15 protein-coding genes are annotated in these 16,378 nt (G+C 56.4%); 1 reads left to right on the plus strand and 14 read right to left on the minus strand.

The annotated features are described in order from the left end of the window. Positions 1-39: 39 nt before the first annotated feature. From atpB to rpmH, 14 genes are all read right to left on the minus strand, one after another. On the minus strand, positions 40-909 hold the full coding sequence (atpB, locus tag AAC035_RS01625) for a F0F1 ATP synthase subunit A (protein WP_339799365.1): 870 nt from the start codon (positions 907-909) through the stop codon (positions 40-42). Positions 910-937: 28 nt separating this feature from the next. Further along, positions 938-1,321, minus strand: a complete 384-nt coding sequence (locus tag AAC035_RS01630) for an ATP synthase subunit I (RefSeq protein ID WP_339799367.1) — start codon at positions 1,319-1,321, stop codon at positions 938-940. A 313-nt stretch (positions 1,322-1,634) separates the two neighbouring features. Then, the gene (locus AAC035_RS01635) at positions 1,635-2,516 is read right to left on the minus strand and encodes a ParB/RepB/Spo0J family partition protein (RefSeq protein WP_339799369.1); all 882 of its coding nucleotides are present in this window, start codon (positions 2,514-2,516) and stop codon (positions 1,635-1,637) included. Positions 2,517-2,583: 67 nt separating this feature from the next. Then, positions 2,584-3,378: a ParA family protein gene (locus tag AAC035_RS01640; RefSeq protein ID WP_339799371.1), complete on the minus strand. Its 795-nt coding sequence runs from the start codon at positions 3,376-3,378 to the stop codon at positions 2,584-2,586. A gap of 4 nt (positions 3,379-3,382) precedes the next feature. Continuing rightward, positions 3,383-4,045 (minus strand): 16S rRNA (guanine(527)-N(7))-methyltransferase RsmG, encoded by a 663-nt coding sequence (gene rsmG / locus AAC035_RS01645; RefSeq protein WP_339799373.1) that lies wholly within the window; start codon positions 4,043-4,045, stop codon positions 3,383-3,385. Positions 4,046-4,052: 7 nt separating this feature from the next. Then, the gene (gene mnmG, locus AAC035_RS01650; RefSeq protein WP_339799374.1) at positions 4,053-5,939 is read right to left on the minus strand and encodes a tRNA uridine-5-carboxymethylaminomethyl(34) synthesis enzyme MnmG; all 1,887 of its coding nucleotides are present in this window, start codon (positions 5,937-5,939) and stop codon (positions 4,053-4,055) included. A 277-nt stretch (positions 5,940-6,216) separates the two neighbouring features. Continuing rightward, on the minus strand, positions 6,217-9,360 hold the full coding sequence (locus AAC035_RS01655; protein ID WP_339799375.1) for an efflux RND transporter permease subunit: 3,144 nt from the start codon (positions 9,358-9,360) through the stop codon (positions 6,217-6,219). A 2-nt stretch (positions 9,361-9,362) separates the two neighbouring features. Then, positions 9,363-10,457, minus strand: a complete 1,095-nt coding sequence (locus tag AAC035_RS01660; RefSeq protein WP_339799377.1) for an efflux RND transporter periplasmic adaptor subunit — start codon at positions 10,455-10,457, stop codon at positions 9,363-9,365. Positions 10,458-10,548: 91 nt separating this feature from the next. Next, the gene (locus AAC035_RS01665) at positions 10,549-11,091 is read right to left on the minus strand and encodes a DUF3833 domain-containing protein (protein ID WP_339799378.1); all 543 of its coding nucleotides are present in this window, start codon (positions 11,089-11,091) and stop codon (positions 10,549-10,551) included. Positions 11,092-11,307: 216 nt separating this feature from the next. Further along, complete coding sequence (mnmE, locus tag AAC035_RS01670; protein WP_339799379.1) at positions 11,308-12,687, minus strand: tRNA uridine-5-carboxymethylaminomethyl(34) synthesis GTPase MnmE; 1,380 nt, start codon at positions 12,685-12,687, stop codon at positions 11,308-11,310. 75 nt (positions 12,688-12,762) lie between these two features. Then, positions 12,763-14,472, minus strand: a complete 1,710-nt coding sequence (gene yidC / locus AAC035_RS01675) for a membrane protein insertase YidC (RefSeq protein ID WP_339799381.1) — start codon at positions 14,470-14,472, stop codon at positions 12,763-12,765. Positions 14,473-14,476: 4 nt separating this feature from the next. Next, entirely contained in the window at positions 14,477-14,791 is a 315-nt protein-coding gene (yidD, locus tag AAC035_RS01680; protein ID WP_339799383.1) for a membrane protein insertion efficiency factor YidD, read from the minus strand. Then, complete coding sequence (rnpA, locus tag AAC035_RS01685; protein WP_339799385.1) at positions 14,791-15,207, minus strand: ribonuclease P protein component; 417 nt, start codon at positions 15,205-15,207, stop codon at positions 14,791-14,793. Before rnpA ends, yidD begins: the two co-directional genes overlap by 1 nt. A 10-nt stretch (positions 15,208-15,217) precedes the next feature. Next, the gene (gene rpmH, locus AAC035_RS01690; RefSeq protein WP_339799386.1) at positions 15,218-15,352 is read right to left on the minus strand and encodes a 50S ribosomal protein L34; all 135 of its coding nucleotides are present in this window, start codon (positions 15,350-15,352) and stop codon (positions 15,218-15,220) included. 704 nt (positions 15,353-16,056) lie between these two features. Here rpmH and AAC035_RS01695 point away from each other — a divergent pair. Continuing rightward, positions 16,057-16,378: DnaA N-terminal domain-containing protein (locus AAC035_RS01695; protein WP_339799387.1), on the plus strand; the 322-nt coding region annotated here is incomplete at its 3' end.

Consider the following 16,378-nt stretch of genomic DNA (forward strand, 5'->3'; position numbering starts at 1 on the left):
TAATCCGGGTTTTCAGTAAATTCTGTATTCTGGGTGTCGTCAGTGATCTTCATGGGCCTGGCTGAGGTAAACCACCGCCAGAGTTGTGAAAATGAAAGCCTGCAACACGATTACCAGAATATGGAAGATTGCCCAGGGTACGTTCAGGGTCCACTGGACCCAGAACGGCAGGATGGCAATCAGAATGAACACCACTTCACCGGCGTACATGTTACCGAACAGTCGCAGCGCCAGACTCAGGGGCTTGGTCAGCAGGCCCAGAATCTCCAATACCAGGTTAAAGGGTATCAGCGCCCAGTGATTGAATGGGGTGAACGACAACTCCTTGGCGAAGCCGCCAGCGCCTTTGACCTTGATGCTGTAGTAGATAATCAGCAGGAAGACACCGATGGAAATACCGAAAGTACCGTTGGGATCAGTGGTCGGTACGATCTTGAAGTATTCAAGGCCCAGAGCATGAGCAATCTGGGGAATGAAGTCGACCGGAATCAGCTTGAGGCTGTTCATCAACAGAATCCACACGAACATGGTCAGTGCCAGCGGGGCAATAACCGGGTTCTTGCCATGAAAACCGTCACGAACGATGCCCTGCACAAACTCAACTGTCATTTCGACTATGTTCTGCATTGCGCCTGGAACGCCGGTGGTGGCGCGCTTCGCCACTATCGCAAACAACCCGAGGAACAGCATGCCCATAAAGATGGACCAGCCCAGGGTGTCGACGTGAAACGCCATGAAACCCATGTCTGTCGCTTCGGCGGAAGTCCGTGCGAAGGTCCAGGAAGCTTCCTGCATGATGGTTACGTCTGCGGTGTAAGGATCCACCCGTTCGTAACCGGCAGGTAACTTGCCGTAGGTCAGGTTTTGAAGGTGATGTTGGATATATTCTACTGGGGTATCAGCTGCCATACTGCTCTCACGTCCAGTCATATCGCTGTTATTGTGGTTTCACGAGCCAGGGTACTACCGCACCCGCTACTACCATCACAGCAAAAGTGAATAACAAAGCCGGTGCACTGACCGGCTCTATTAAGAGGAAAACGGCCGCAAACAAGATTGCGGTGAGGGAGAACTTGATGGCTTCTCCCCTGAACACTTCGGCTACCATCAAAGGTGCGGCTCTCGCACCCTGGTACCGGAATACCCTGTGTACAAACCAGGCGTTGGGGACAATAAAAATCAGACCACCCAACAATGCCGAATAAAAGGCAACCAAACCCCACAGGGACCAGAGCAGACTCTGGACTGCCAGCAGGCCGGACACGATATAGGCCCAGCGTGCGATTGGCAAACGGATAATGCTGTTACGTACACCGGACATGACACCACAACCCCTTTGGGGGACTGTCTCCTGTTAAGTCGCCGACCGACTGTGTCGGGCGCTCCCAGCGGGAGCCTGCCGTGACCTGCGGGACCTTCAGGCTGACCGGTCGTAACCGTAAAGCCAAGCGCGCGAAATTATATGTGTTAACCGAAAGTGGTTCAACATACCAATTCGGAAAAACGACCACTTTCTGACCACTTCCGACAAACAGGCACCCATAAAACCGACACAAGTTGTGCCCTTATCTTCCAAATTCACTAGATGTGGTATTTCGCCGAATTTTAAAAAATCCGGAAATTTTCGTCCGGGGTCAGCGAATATGTCCAAGAATGCCGTCGAGCTCATCCAGGGAGTTATATTCGATAACCACCTTGCCCTTGCCACGACGCCCATGACTGATGGCGACACTGGCACCCAGCCGTTCGGAAAGGTCATCCTGCAAGCGACGGATATCGGGATCGATGCCTTTCGGGGTATCGGCGGGGGCTTGCTGCGCCTGCTGCTGCAAACGACGAACCAGAGCTTCAGTCTGGCGCACCGAAAGGGATTTTGCGACCACCTGACGGGCAACCTGCAGCTGCAGCTCCGGCGCCAGGGTCAGCATGGCGCGGCCGTGGCCCATTTCCAGATCGCCGTGTTCAAGCATCAGCCGCACGTCTTCGGTAAGACCGATCAGGCGCAGCAGGTTGGTAATAGTGGTGCGGGACTTGCCCACAGCCTCAGCCACCTCTGCCTGGGTCAGACCAAATTCGTCCTGCAACCGCTGCAGGGCAAAGGCTTCTTCAATGGGGTTCAGGTTTTCACGCTGGATGTTTTCAATAAGCGCCATGGCAATGGCGGCTACATCGGGCACATCGCGGATAATCGCGGGAATACGGTCCAGTTCTGCCAGCTGGGTCGCACGCCAGCGACGTTCACCGGCAATCAGCTCATAGCGACCTTCCGACAGCGGGCGGACCACCACAGGCTGCATGACCCCCTGTTGCCGGATGGAGTCCGCCAGCTCCTTGAGCGCGTCCGGATCCATGTCACGACGGGGCTGGTACCGGCCACGCTGGATCAGATCGACGGGGATTTGCCGCAACTCACCATCATGGGTCTCCGGGTCCTGGTTGTGGTCCAGGCTGACTTTGGAATTCGCCAGCAGGGCTCCCAGGCCCCGTTCACCCAATCCTCTTTTTTTTGCCGCCATGGTCTTAGCCAGTTATCCGCATGAAAATCATCAGGTCAGTAAGGCGCCCTATCTTACACGGCCCCGGTCAGACGGCAACCGCGCCCTCGCGCTTTTGGGTGCCGTGACGCCTTACCATCTCACCGGCGAGCGCCAGATAGGCCACGGCACCCTTGGAGACACGGTCATACTTCAGCGCCGGCAAACCATAGCTGGGTGCTTCTGCAAGTCTCACGTTACGGGGTATGACCGCCTTGTACACCTTGTCACCGAAGTATTCGCTGAGCTGGCCGGACACATCCAGGGTCAGACTGTTGCGGGGGTCGTACATGGTGCGCAGGATGCCTTCGATCTGCAGATTGGGATTCACCGTTTCACGGATCTGCTCCACGGTGTTCATCAATGCCGCCAGGCCTTCCAGGGCGTAGTACTCACACTGCATGGGGATCAGCACGGTATCGGCCGCGGATAATGCGTTGACCGTCAGCAGGTTGAGCGAAGGCGGGCAGTCGATCAGGATATAATCGTAATTGTCCCGCACTGCGCTGAGCGTCAGCCGTAAACGGTGCTCCCGCCCGATCTCGTTCATCAGTTCCACTTCGGCGGCGGTCAGGTCGCCGTTGGCAGGCAGCAGGTCAAAACCGGCAGTTTCGACGGAAATCACCACTTCCGCCGCACTCGCCCGCTTGGTCAGCAGGTCATAGTTGGAAAGTTGCACCCCATTCTTGTCGACGCCGCTGCCCATGGTGGCGTTGCCCTGGGGGTCCAGATCCACCAGCAGCACCCGGCGTTTGGTGGCGGCCAGGGATGCTGCCAGATTGACGCAGGTCGTGGTTTTGCCAACGCCACCTTTCTGGTTGGTTACCGCAATGACGCGTACCATGGTGCTAGCCTCCTGATGCGGGTGTCGGTTGGGCGGGTGCCCGTTCAATCACCAGCAGATGACGATCACCGTCACAGCCGGGGTAATCCAGCCGGTGGCTCTCTGCCAGATGCCAACCCACGGGCAGGGCTGACAACTCATCATCCGGAAACTGGCCTTTCATGGCAAGGAACTGTCCTTCATCCGCCAGCAGCGCACCGCACCAGTCCACCAGGTTGGCCAGCGAGCTGAAGGCCCGGCTGGTGATCTGGGCACAAAGTCGATCCGACCCGCAGTCCTCGGCCCGGCCGTGAAATACCTCCACATTGCCAAGCTTCAATTCCAGCTTGCACTGGGTCAGAAACCGGGTTTTCTTGCTGTTGCTGTCCACCAGTGTAAAACCGATGTCTGGACGTGCGATAGCCAGTGGTATGCCCGGCAGGCCGCCGCCGGCTCCGGCATCCAGTACCCGGTCAGCGCTGATAAAAGGCAGAATACTGAGGCTGTCGAGCAGTTGCCGGGGCACCATCTGCCCCGGTTGACGCACAGCGGTCAGGTTGTAGGCCTGATTCCACTTGTTCAGCAGGGTCAGAAAATCCAGCAGCTGCTGGCGCTGTCCGGCGCTGAGGTCCAACCCCATGGTTTGCAGGCCGTCGGCCAACTGTTGTTGCCAGAGCGAAAGGCTCATCCCCCGATCAGGCCGATTGCTTGCGCAGAAGATCGCGCTTTTTCAGATAGACCAGCAGCTGCGATACTGCGGCCGGTGTCACCCCCTGGATACGGGAAGCCTGGGCAATGGTCTCCGGGCGCACGGTTTTCAGTTTTTGCCGGATCTCGTTGGACAGGCCACCGATGGCATCAAAGTCCAGATCATCCGGTAACCGGGTGTTCTCGTTGCGACGTAACCGGTCAATGTCGTCCGCCTGACGGGAAATGTAACCTTCGTACTTGATCTCGATTTCCACCTGCTCAGCAACCGCATCGTCATCGGCGCGGTCGTTGCCTATGGCCGCAATCTCCTGGTAACCGATTTCCGGCCGGCGCAGCAGCTCAGCGAGCGTATTGTCGCGGGTCATGGGCTGTTTCAGATGGTTGTCAGCAATGGCCGAAGCTTCGGTGTTCGGGTGAACCCGGGTGGTTTCAAGACGTTGACGTTCGCGGCCGATGGCATCGCGCTTGTCATTGAAGCGGGCCCAGCGGTCGTCGTTCACCAGTCCCAGCTGACGGCCAATTTCGGTCAGGCGCAGGTCGGCGTTGTCTTCCCGCAGAATCAACCGGTATTCGGCACGGCTGGTGAACATGCGGTAGGGCTCAGAAGTGCCCATGGTGATCAGGTCATCCACCAGTACGCCCAGGTAGGCTTCATCCCGGCGCGGGTACCAGGGCTCTTTATCCTGAGCCTGCAGGGACGCGTTCAGTCCGGCCAGCAGGCCCTGGGCTGCGGCTTCTTCGTAACCGGTGGTGCCATTGATCTGGCCGGCGAAGTAAAGCCCGCCAATAAATTTCGTTTCCAGGGTATGACGCAGGTCCTGTGGATTCAGGTAGTCATACTCAATGGCATAACCCGGGCGGGTAATGTGGGCATTCTCGAAACCGGGAATGGAGCGGACCGCCGCCAGCTGAATGTCAAAAGGCAGGCTGGTGGAAATGCCATTGGGGTAGAGTTCATGGGTGGTCAGGCCTTCCGGTTCCACAAAGATCTGGTGCGAATCCTTGTCTGCAAAGCGATTGACCTTGTCCTCAATGGACGGGCAATAGCGGGGACCAATGCCTTCAATGTTGCCGGCGAACATGGGCGAGCGATCAAAACCACTGCGGATAATGTCATGGGTCTGCTCGGTGGTGCGGGTCACGTAGCAGGGCACCTGGCGGGGGTGCTGGTCACGGGAACCCATGAACGACATGACCGGCGTCGGGTCATCGCCCCACTGTTGCTGCATCACCGAGAAGTCCACGGAACGGGCATCAATTCGTGGTGGCGTGCCGGTTTTCAGCCGACCAACGTTGAACGGCAGCTCCCGCAATCTTTTGGCCAGGGCATTGGCCGGCGCATCGCCGGCGCGACCACCGGCATGGTTCTGCATGCCGATGTGAATAACTCCACCCAGGAAGGTACCGGTAGTCAGCACCACGGTTTTCGCATTGAAGCGGATACCGGTATTGGTCACCACGCCGGTGACCCGGTGGTTTTCCACAATGAGGTCATCGGCCGCTTGCTGGAACAGCATCAGATTGGGCTGATTCTCAAGGATTTCCCGGATGGCTGCCTTGTACAGTACCCGGTCGGCCTGGGCGCGGGTGGCCCGCACGGCCGGGCCTTTGCGGCTGTTCAGCACCCGGAACTGGATACCACCCAGGTCCGTGGCTTCGGCCATGGCGCCGCCCATGGCATCCACTTCCTTCACCAAGTGGCTTTTGCCGATACCGCCGATGGCCGGGTTACAGGACATCTGGCCAAGGGTTTCGATGTTGTGGGTCAACAACAGGGTTTGCGAGCCCATGCGGGCGGCCGCCAGTGCGGCCTCAGTGCCGGCATGGCCACCACCAATCACAATCACGTCGAAACGGGTCGGAAAATCCACAAATCACCTCAGAACTCGGGAAGAGAAAACCAGCCGCGCAGTATAACGCTTCGGGCTGGCTGATTGCAGTCCCAATGGGTAATTTTTAACCAGTCTGCCTCAGGTGGTCAGCAAACAAACCCGACAGGTCTAAGACACCTCGTAATTTGGTCCCGATTTCATAGGGTTGGACGGATGTCTTGATAAGCTCTTTCAAGAAAGTTATCCACAGATTTCAGCTCTGACAAAAAAGCCCAAAAAGCGGTTAACTCATTATTATAATTGGGTTTTAAAAAAACTATTCCAGGGAAACCCCCACCTTATTCATACCTTTATCCACAGCACCGTGCTCGGCCTGCTGCTCCCGCTCCAGCTCGCGGGTAATCGCACCGGCGGACTTGGCAAAACGGGCCAACAGGTTATACAGCACCGGAATCAGAAACAGCGTGAGAACGCTGGCAAATAACAGACCGCCAAGAATCACCACACCAATGGCGGCCCGGCTTTCTGCGCCCGCGCCGGTTGCGATCACCAGTGGAACGGCTCCGAAGATGGTTGAAATGGTGGTCATCAATACCGGGCGAAAACGCAAAATCGCCCCGTGCAGAATGGCTTCGTGAACACTGTAACCTTCATCCCGTAACTGATTGGCGAACTCGACAATCAGAATACCGTTCTTCGCCATCAGTCCCAGCAGCATGACGATGCCTATCTGGCTGTAGATATTCAGGCTGATGCCCGTCACCAGCAGGGCAAACAAGGCACCCGTCACCGCCAACGGCACCGTCAGCATGATGATCAGTGGGTGGATCCAGCTCTCAAACTGAGCGGCCAGCACCAGGAACACAATCAGGAATGCCAGCCCGAAGGTCACGTAGATGGCTGCGGACGACTCGGTAAACTCACGGCTCAGCCCCTTGTAACTGACCCGGGCTTCCGCTGGCAGCGTATCCAGTGCCAGTGTTGACAGGTAATCCAGGGCTGTACCCAGATCATAACCTTCCGCAAGAGAGCCGGTGATGGTTACCGCAGGCAGCCGGTCAATACGACGCAGGTCCGGGTTGGCACCGATTTCCCGCACGTCCACCAGAGCCTGCAGGGGTATCAGCTGTCCATCTTCCCGGGGCCTCAGAAAGATTTCTCCCAGATCAGCCGGCGTTGCCCGGTCAGCGTCTGCAGCCTGCACAATGACATCGTATTCCCGGCCCCGGTCCAGATAGGTACTTACCTGTCGCGACGCCAGTGTGGTCTGCAACGTCAGACCAACGTCCTCAATGGTAATATCCAGGTCACCCGCCCGCTCCCGGTCAATAAACACCTGAAGCTCGGGCCTGGTCAGCTCGAAATCCGAGTCCAGGTTGACCAGATTCGGGTTTTCTTTGGCCAGCTCCAATATCTCCTGGCTCCAGGCCTGAACCGATTCGTAGTCCGGGCCACCGATCACGAACTGGATTTCCTGGCTGAAGCCACTCTGACCGAGACCCGGTGGATTGATGGCAATGGTCCGGACGCCCGGCACCTGTGCCAGTTTCGGGAACAATTGTGCCGCCAGCGCCTGCTGCTTGATGTCCCGTTCACTCCAGTGGGTCAGACCAAGGATGATAAAAGCCCGGTCGGTCTCGTTGCGGAAGCCGGTAATAGTGAGCAACCGTTCCGCCAGGCCATCCTCCAGGTAGGGCATCAACAGCTTTTCGACCTTGAGAACATGGTGCTCGGTGTAATCCGACGTCGATCCGGTGGGCGCACTGGCCGGCATGATGATGACACCCCGGTCTTCGGTGGGTGCCAGCTCCTGGGGCAACTGGGGGAAAATGACCGAAGTCGCAATAATTCCTGCTGCACCCAGGCCCAGCAGCAGACCCGACTGTCGCAAGGAAAACCGCAACATCCGCTCATAGCCGTTGTTCAGCCCGTTCAGCACCTTTTCACTCGCTGCCCACAGGCGATGGCCTTCCTCCGTTTCCGGGCTGTGTTTCAGCCATTTCGAACAGAGCATGGGCGCCAGCGTCAGGGCCACGAAGCTGGACACCACGACAGCGGCAGCCAGGGTAAAACCGAATTCGGCGAACAGCCTGCCTACGTTGCCACCCATAAACGAGATGGGAACGAAGACCGCCACCAGGGTCAGGGTAGTTGCAACGATGGCAAATGCCACCTGCCGCGCACCACGATAGGCGGCCAACAGCGGCGGCTCGCCTTTGTCGATACGCCTCTGGATGTTTTCCAGCATGACAATGGCATCGTCCACCACCAGGCCAATGGCCAGGATCACCGCCAGCAACGTCAATACGTTGATGGAGAAACCGAGAAACGCAAGTCCACTGAACGCACCAATTACCGCCACCGGAATGGTCACTGCAGGGATCAACGTCGCCCGCCAGGAACGGAGGAACAGAAAGATAACCAGAATCACCAGCGACACGGATATCGCCAGGGTAATCATGACCTCGCGGATAGAGGCACGAATAAAAATGGATTCATCGTAGCTGCGGGCCAGGGTTACTTCCGGAGGCAGAGTTTCACTGATGCGCTTCATTTCCTGCTGGACCAGATCTGAAACGGCGACAGTATTGGCCTTGGACTGACGGATGATCCCCAGTCCAATAGCCGTCTGGCCGTTGGCGCGCAGGCGGCTGTCGTCGGATTCAACACCCATGCGCACATCCGCAATCTCGCCCAGGCGCAGCAGTTCGTTGTCGGTGCGGCGAATGATCAGATTGGCGAATTCCTCGACGTTGGACAGGCGGCCTTCGGTACGCACCGTAAAGTCACGAAAAGCGGATTCTATAGAGCCCGACGGCAGTTCAATGTTGTTGGCTCTGAGGGACCGCTCCACCTCCGCCACCGTGATGTCTCTGGCCGCCAGCCGTTCCCGGTCGAGCCAGACCCGGATGGCATAGCGCCGCTCGCCACCGATGCGTACATCCGCGACACCTTCGAGTACCGACAGCCGGTCCTTGAGCACCCGTTCGGCGAAGTCGCTCAGCTCGGCACTGTCCCACTCATTACTGAGCAGGGTAATCCACATCATCGGCCGGGCGTTGGAGTCGGCTTTCTGGACGATGGGGGGGTCGGCCTCATCCGGTAAATTGGAGAGCACCTGGGAAACCGCATCACGCACGTCATTGGCGGCGATATCCACGTCCCGGTCCACATTGAACTCGATGGTGGTCCGGGACTGGTTCTGCTCGGAGGAGGATTCAATGGAACGGATACCCTCAACCCGGCTGATGGCGCCTTCGATGACCTGGGTGATCTGGGTATCGATCACCTCGGCCGCCGCGCCGGTGTAGTTGGTGGATACAGAAACGATGGGTGGATCAATATCCGGGTATTCGCGGACCGGAAGGCCCAGCAGTGAGGCCAGGCCAAACACCACAATCAGAAGGCTGACCACCGTCGCGAAGACTGGCCGTTTGATGGAAATATCAGACAACACCATAGTCAGGCCCTGCTGCCGGAAGCCAGCTGACTGTCTGGTATCACATCGTCGTTTTCGATGACTTCAACCCTGTCACCGGTGCTGAGACGATCCTGGCCCGTCACAACCACCCGGTCATTCGCCGACAGACCGTCGACAATCTCGACCTTGCCGGGCTCCCTGGAACCGGTTTGGATTTCAAGACGCCGGGCCACGCCGTCATCAACCACAAACAGATATTTGCGATCACCCTGATTGAGAATCGCCTGCTCCGGAACCACCAGGGCCTCCCGCTCTCGCAGGGTCAAACGGACTGACATGAACTGACCGGATCGCAGGCGACCGTCGGGATTACTGATCAGCGCCCGTACCGGCAGCGTCCGGCTCAATTCCGATACCCGGGTGCCCAGTTGTGCCAACTCCCCCTGGAACGATTCATTGGCGTAGGCGGCACTGATTCCTTCCACCGGCTGACCCACCTGAATCTGGCCAAGAAAACGTTCCGGTACGGAAAAGGAAAGCTCCATCTGCTCGGTGGCATCCAGGGTGGTAATGGCACTGCCCGCAGTCAGATAGGTTCCGATACTGATATCAGCAAGCCCGACAATGCCGTCGAACGGTGCCTCAATGCGATGATTGTCGAGGCGGATTCGAGCCGCCTGTCGCTCTGCTTCGCCGACATCAAGACCGGTGCGCAGCTCGTCGACCTGGCTCTGGGAGATACTGTTGTTGGAACGCAGGCGCTGAGCCCGCTCATACTGACGCCGGGCGTCCGCCAGTCGGGCATTGGCAACCTGCAGATCAGCCTGCGCCTGACGGTCGTCCAGGCGAACCAGCAACTGTCCGCCGTTAACCCGGTCTCCCTCACGAAAATCGAGCTCGACCACGCGACCACTGACTTCTGCCGTCAATTCCACGGCATCCCGGGCGCGGAGGGTACCGACTGCGGTTATTCGATCCCGCACCGGCATGGTTTCCGGTGCCATCACATTGACCCGGGCAGGGCTGCGGCTGCGGGCTTCCTGATCCGCGCTGGTGTTCAGGAAATACTGATAGAACACCGCCAACCCGGCAGCCACCAGAATCACAAAGGCAGCAATGCCCCATTGTTTAGCCATAACCCGTCTTATCCTACTGCGTGTTCCGGTTTATTACCGGCTGCTGTTTTTGTCGTTGGCCACGAACCCGCCCGGAAACCACCGCAGATGGTTACTGGTTCTGGCTTTCATTGACCGGAAGTCGCTGAATCACCAATACAACCTCGCCCACATCGATTCCCCATTTACTCATGGTGGTCTGGTTGATCAGGGTATCCGGGGTGGTCAGATGCATCCAGTCATCCATCCGCACCTCCAGGGTGCCATCTCCATAGGGCACTTCCAGCACATAGTTCATGTGGATAGTGTTGCCCTGCCAGCGCATCATACCGGGTTCGGTGACATCACCGGCGGTGGCATGGAGACCACCGTCCCGCGGGGTGAGGGTCCAGACACGGGTTTCAGTCGCGCCATCGTCAAACCGGAAGACTTCGTCCAGTGTTCCGACTCCGTCTTCATCCCAGCTTGCTGTGATGTCGGCATCAAAGGTCCGGATGACCTTTCCTGAGAAATCCCTGACCACACCCCTGGCGAAAAGTTCACCCTCAAAAAAGCGGTCTGGTACCAGCTCCGGAGACTTACCCCGATAGTCCTCGAGTGACGGTCCGGCACACCCCGCCAGTAACCCGACCGACACCAAACATAACCATATCATGGGCCAACGGCCAGCTCTCGGGATATTTCGGGTAGCGGTTTGCATAATTTTTACACTCCGGTCTTGGTATAAACGGCGCAGCAACGGCTGTCGGACACCCACTAATCTCCTGCAAGTTTACGCCGGATGCCTTCGTTCGGTTTGGAATGCCCCCCCGGTTTTAAACAAGGCAAAAAAAACCGGCAGCATCAGCCGCCGGCTTTTTCTCCTGACATTTCACTTCCCGATACAAAAACTGCCAAAAATCTTGCCGAGCAAATCATCAGAGGTCATCACGCCGGTAATCTCCCCCAGGGCGTCCTGAGCTGCTCGCAGATCCTCTGCCAGCAGCTCGCCGGCGCCGTAGCCGGCCAACTGATCCCGCCCCTGCAGCAATGACGTACTGGCTCGTGCCAGGGCGTCCAGATGACGCCGCCGGGCCAGAAATCCCCCTTCCGTGGTGGTGGCAAATCCCATGCACTGCTTGAGGTGGCTTCTCAGGGTATCGAGCCCTTCCGAGGATCGCGCAGCCAACCGGATGACCGGGGCGGGAAGGTTTTGCGAATCGTCCAGGCCCGGTTGCTCGCCGCTGAGGTCGACCTTGTTGCGAATAACCGTGACTGGTGCTTTTTCCGGCAGCTGATCAATGAAGTCAGGCCAGATCTCATGGGGTGAGGTTTCGGTCGTGGTGGTGGCATCGACCATCAGCAATATGCGATCAGCCTGGCGGATTTCCTCCCAGGCTCTGGCAATCCCTATCTGCTCAACTTCATCAGGGCTGTCTCGCAATCCCGCAGTATCGATAATATGCAGCGGCATGCCGTCTATGTGTATGTGCTCTCGCAACACATCGCGGGTGGTACCTTCAATGGCGGTGACAATAGCGGCTTCCCGCCCGGCCAGGGCATTCAGCAGGCTGGATTTACCGGCGTTGGGGCGACCTGCAATAACCACTTTCATGCCATCACGAAGGATGGTGCCTTGCTGTGCCTCAGCAACCACAGCATCGAGTGCAATGATGATGTTGTCCAGATCCGTGGCGACTTTGCCATCCGCAAGAAAGTCGATTTCCTCTTCAGGAAAATCAATGGCGGCCTCAACGTAAATGCGCAGATGGGTAACGTCTTCCACCAGTTGGTGGATCCGTTTTGAGAAGGCTCCCTGCAGGGAGCGCACGGCACAACGGGCGGCCTGCTCAGAACTGCTCTCGATCAGATCAGCGATAGCCTCGGCCTGGGTCAGGTCCAGTTTGTCGTTGAGAAAGGCCCGTTCGGAAAATTCCCCGGGGCGAGCGAGGCGGGCGCCAAGCTGACAGACCAGACGTAGCAACAGGTCCAGAATCACGGTACCGCCGTGACCCTGAAGTTCGAATACGTCTTCACCGGTAAAGGAGTGGGGGTTGGGGAAGAACAGACCAATACCCTGGTCGAGCAGGTTGCCCTCGGAATCCTGGAAGGGGCCGTAATGGGCGTAACGAGGCCTGGGAGCGAAGCCAAGAACCCGTTCGGCAATGGCCCTGGCCTGTGGACCGGAAACCCGAACAATGCCGACCCCGGCCTGGCCGGGCGCTGTTGCGATGGCAGCAATGGTTTCTGTAACAGGTTGTACCCTTGGCATGATCAATCTCCGGGACCGGAACGGACAGAGGCTCCCGAAGGAGCCTCTGTCGTCAGCTGCTTTGGCAAGCAGGTGCTATTTTCTCTTGGTAGCTGCTTCTGCCTCGATCTTGCGGGTAATGTACCACTGCTGTGAAATCGACAGAATGTTGTTTACCAGCCAGTACAGTACCAGACCAGCCGGGAACCACAGGAAGAAGACGGTGAAAATGATCGGCATCAGTTTCATGATCTTTGCCTGCATCGGATCCGGTGGCGTCGGGTTCAGGTGCATCTGCAACATCATGCTGGCGCCCATCAGGATCGGCAGTATGAAGTAGGGGTCCATGACCGAGAGGTCGTGGATCCACAGCATGAACGGCGCATGCCTCAGCTGTACACTTTCAAACAGAACCCAGTACAGGGAAATAAACACCGGCATCTGAACCAGTATGGGCAGGCAGCCACCCAGCGGATTGATTTTTTCCTTCTTGTACAGCGCCATCATTTCCTGGGACATACGCTGACGGTCATCACCGTAAAGTTCCCGTAACCGGGTCAGTTGCGGTGCCGCTGCCCGCATTCTGGCCATGGAGCGATAGCTGGTGGCAGAAAGTTTAAAGAACACGGCTTTGACCAGCACCGTAAGCAGGATGATGGCAACACCCCAGTTCCCTACAAGGTTGTGGAACCAGTCGAGAATCATGAACAAGGGCTGGGAAATAAAGAACAGAAAACCGAAATCCACCGTACGGTCCAGGTTAGGCGCAACATTCTCCAGACGTTCAATTATCTTCGGTCCGACGTAGATACGGGCACCGGTATCGCCGGACTGACCGGGCTCAACAATAGTAGCCGGACTGACGAATCCCATCACATTCAGGCCATTGCGCTGGGTTGTCTGATACTGATGGGTTACGTCCCGTTCCGGTATCCATGCAGAAATAAAGTAATGCTGCAGGAATGCCAGCCAGCCATTGTTGATTGGCTGGTTTACCTGGTTGTCAGAAAGGTCACTGAAGGTGTATTTCTCATAGGGTGAGTCGGGAGAGGAGATCACCAGTCCGAGAAATGCCTTGATACCCAGACTGGTCTGGGCCGTCGAATCCGGCGCCTGATCCCGCACGATCTTGCCGGTAAAATTGCCTTGCCAGGTGTTTTCACTCTGGTTATCGATCAGGTAGCGGACATCAATTTCATAACTGTCACGGGCAAAGGTATACCGTTTGGTTACCGAAATCCCTTCATCATTGTCAAAAACCAGATCAACCTGAAGTTCACTCTGGTTCTCGGAAAGCCTGATGTCGCTGGATGATACCTGGTAGCGAGGAGCTTCACCGTTACGGCGGCTGTCGAAACCATCACGACCGATCAGTCCGCTCTCGAGGAAATAGGTTCGGCCCTGGCTGGTCTGCAGTACTCTCAGAGGATCAGCACTGTTGAGCGTGCGGTCATAATCAAGCAATGCGGCTTCAATCAGATTACCGCCAACACGGTCGATTTTTACCGATAGCACATCGGTGGTAACGGTAACAATACGATCACCGGTGTCACCGTCGGACAGATCCTGAATCCTGCTGTCATCGGGTGCTGCAAACTCTTCACGGGCAGAAACAGTACCGTCCTCTCCGGGCAGAATCATTTCATCATCTGCCAAAGCTTCAACATTATTGCCAGTTTGAGTCTGGCTTTGCTGATAACCGCTTTCGACGGGCTGTGGCTGGTTGTAGTCCTCGTTCCACGCCAGCACCATCAGGTAACTGACTATGGCAAGACCGCCAAATAAAGCAATGCGCTGAATGTCCATAGACTCAATCTGCAGTTTGGTTGACGTGTGGCTTCGGTTGGCCGGAAGTCTGACGTGTTACTGAGGTTTTTGAAACCGTGATGTCAGCAGAACAAGGTGACAGGTCGGTTCCGGGAACGGGATCGTAGCCGGAGGTTCCCCAGGGATGGCATCGGGCCAGGCGCCGTGCTGCCAGGTAGCCGCCACGAATGGTGCCATGAACATCGATCGCTTCAATGGCGTAGGCGGAACAACTGGGGATATGCCGGCAATGGCTGACCATCAGGGGACTGATAGCGTATCGGTACAGATGTATGGGGATGATCAGCAGCGATCGCATCAGGGAGTACCTTCACCGGTTCCGGAGTTCGGACGATTGGCTGTTACCGCAGGTTTCGCGGTTTCTGCTGATTTTCTGATGAGTCTGCGCCAAACCTGCCGCAGTGAATCGGTTATCACCTGATTGGGTTGCTGAGCCAGACCCTGGCGACCGAGAACCACGATGTCCATGGCTGGCAAACCGGTCTCGTGACGAAATGATTCACGAACAAGACGTTTGATCCGGTTTCGCTGGACTGCAAGTTTCAGATTGCGTTTCGAGAAAATCAGCCCGATTCTGGCGTGCCCCAATGTATTAGGCGTCGCCAGAATCAGGAAATGCCGATCGGGTATCCGGACTCTGACATCGTCGAAGACTTTTGCGTAATCACCAGGCCGTAACAGACGTGACGACTTGGGAAACGAAAAAGTCTCCATGTGTCACCCGTTATGCCGACAGACGTACACGACCTTTGGCACGGCGACGAGACAGCACCTTGCGGCCGTTGGCTGTGGCCATACGGGCACGGAAACCGTGAGTGCGCTTACGCTTCAGTACGCTCGGTTGAAACGTTCTTTTCATGATCAAGCTCTCAATAATCGAAAAGTGGACTGCAGTATCTGGCTGCAAAATGAACAGTCAAAACAGGAGCGGCATTCTAAGCAATGCTGATCGCATTTTCAATGGTTTCAGCTGAGTCGTTTTCTGGAGTGGGCAGGTCCGGTGTCAGGGTAGCAGTTTTATCGGCTCGGTGGGTCAGGGATTGGATTGGCGATTCGTGTCAGCTGGTCGGGTAACAGTAGTTATAGGTGATTTTTAATTCTTTTAAATCTTTTCTGTTATTACTGTTATTAGGCAGGTCATTTTCTGTTGATAAGTCATATTAGTCTTTCCAGGTCAATAGATTACAGACGCTGAAAGGCTGGTGACAAAGACCGTTGAGGCCTGTGGACAGAGAACCGACGAATTGTGAACAAATCAGCTTTGGGGATTCCTGCGTCGGAATTCAGGGTTTGTTCTGACGTTGTGCACAGTACTCATGGGGGTTTGTGGACAGGTTGCTGTGGATAAGTCAAAGCTCAGGTATTTCTGTACACAACCCTGTTACTAAGTCTATAAATATATGAAAAATAATGTAAATTATTTGCACAGGGTGTTTATTAAATTTTCTGAAGGCTTTCACTGGGCGTGTGAGAGGGGTAAAATCCTTCACACTTTTTATCTCTGTCGATCTGTAAGGGTCGTGTCAGGGGATATGTTTATCAAACCATCGGGAGCAGGCTGTCGTGCCGCAGAAAGTCTGGCATCAATGTCTAGAAGTACTCCGGGATGAGTTTCCGGCTCAACAGTTCAATACCTGGTTACGCCCGCTTCAGCCGGAGCTGAACGATGGTCAGCTGGTGCTGTTTGCACCAAACCGGTTCGTTATGGACTGGGTCAATCAGAAATACCTTCGTCGTATAGAAGAGGTCATCAAGGATCTTGAAGGCGGTCAGGCGCCGAGAATCAACATGCGGGTAGGCAGCGCATCGGTGGCGTCAAACGGTGTTATCCGCTCTGAAGAGCTACGGGTAACCCGGCAGGCCGCGTCTCGTCGCCGAAACGATG

The sequence above is a fragment of the uncultured Marinobacter sp. genome (genome assembly GCF_963974375.1).
In the GTDB taxonomy this organism is placed as follows: domain Bacteria; phylum Pseudomonadota; class Gammaproteobacteria; order Pseudomonadales; family Oleiphilaceae; genus Marinobacter.

Coding starts and splice junctions, on each gene's coding strand:
- atpB (WP_339799365.1), bottom strand. CDS start 909: ATGGCAGCTGATACCCCAGTAGAATATATCCAACATCACCTTCAAAAC.
- AAC035_RS01630 (WP_339799367.1), bottom strand. CDS start 1,321: ATGTCCGGTGTACGTAACAGCATTATCCGTTTGCCAATCGCACGCTGG.
- AAC035_RS01635 (WP_339799369.1), bottom strand. CDS start 2,516: ATGGCGGCAAAAAAAAGAGGATTGGGTGAACGGGGCCTGGGAGCCCTG.
- AAC035_RS01640 (WP_339799371.1), bottom strand. CDS start 3,378: ATGGTACGCGTCATTGCGGTAACCAACCAGAAAGGTGGCGTTGGCAAA.
- rsmG (WP_339799373.1), bottom strand. CDS start 4,045: ATGAGCCTTTCGCTCTGGCAACAACAGTTGGCCGACGGCCTGCAAACC.
- AAC035_RS01655 (WP_339799375.1), bottom strand. CDS start 9,360: ATGGTGTTGTCTGATATTTCCATCAAACGGCCAGTCTTCGCGACGGTG.
- AAC035_RS01660 (WP_339799377.1), bottom strand. CDS start 10,457: ATGGCTAAACAATGGGGCATTGCTGCCTTTGTGATTCTGGTGGCTGCC.
- AAC035_RS01665 (WP_339799378.1), bottom strand. CDS start 11,091: ATGATATGGTTATGTTTGGTGTCGGTCGGGTTACTGGCGGGGTGTGCC.
- mnmE (WP_339799379.1), bottom strand. CDS start 12,687: ATGCCAAGGGTACAACCTGTTACAGAAACCATTGCTGCCATCGCAACA.
- yidC (WP_339799381.1), bottom strand. CDS start 14,472: ATGGACATTCAGCGCATTGCTTTATTTGGCGGTCTTGCCATAGTCAGT.
- yidD (WP_339799383.1), bottom strand. CDS start 14,791: ATGCGATCGCTGCTGATCATCCCCATACATCTGTACCGATACGCTATC.
- rnpA (WP_339799385.1), bottom strand. CDS start 15,207: ATGGAGACTTTTTCGTTTCCCAAGTCGTCACGTCTGTTACGGCCTGGT.
- rpmH (WP_339799386.1), bottom strand. CDS start 15,352: ATGAAAAGAACGTTTCAACCGAGCGTACTGAAGCGTAAGCGCACTCAC.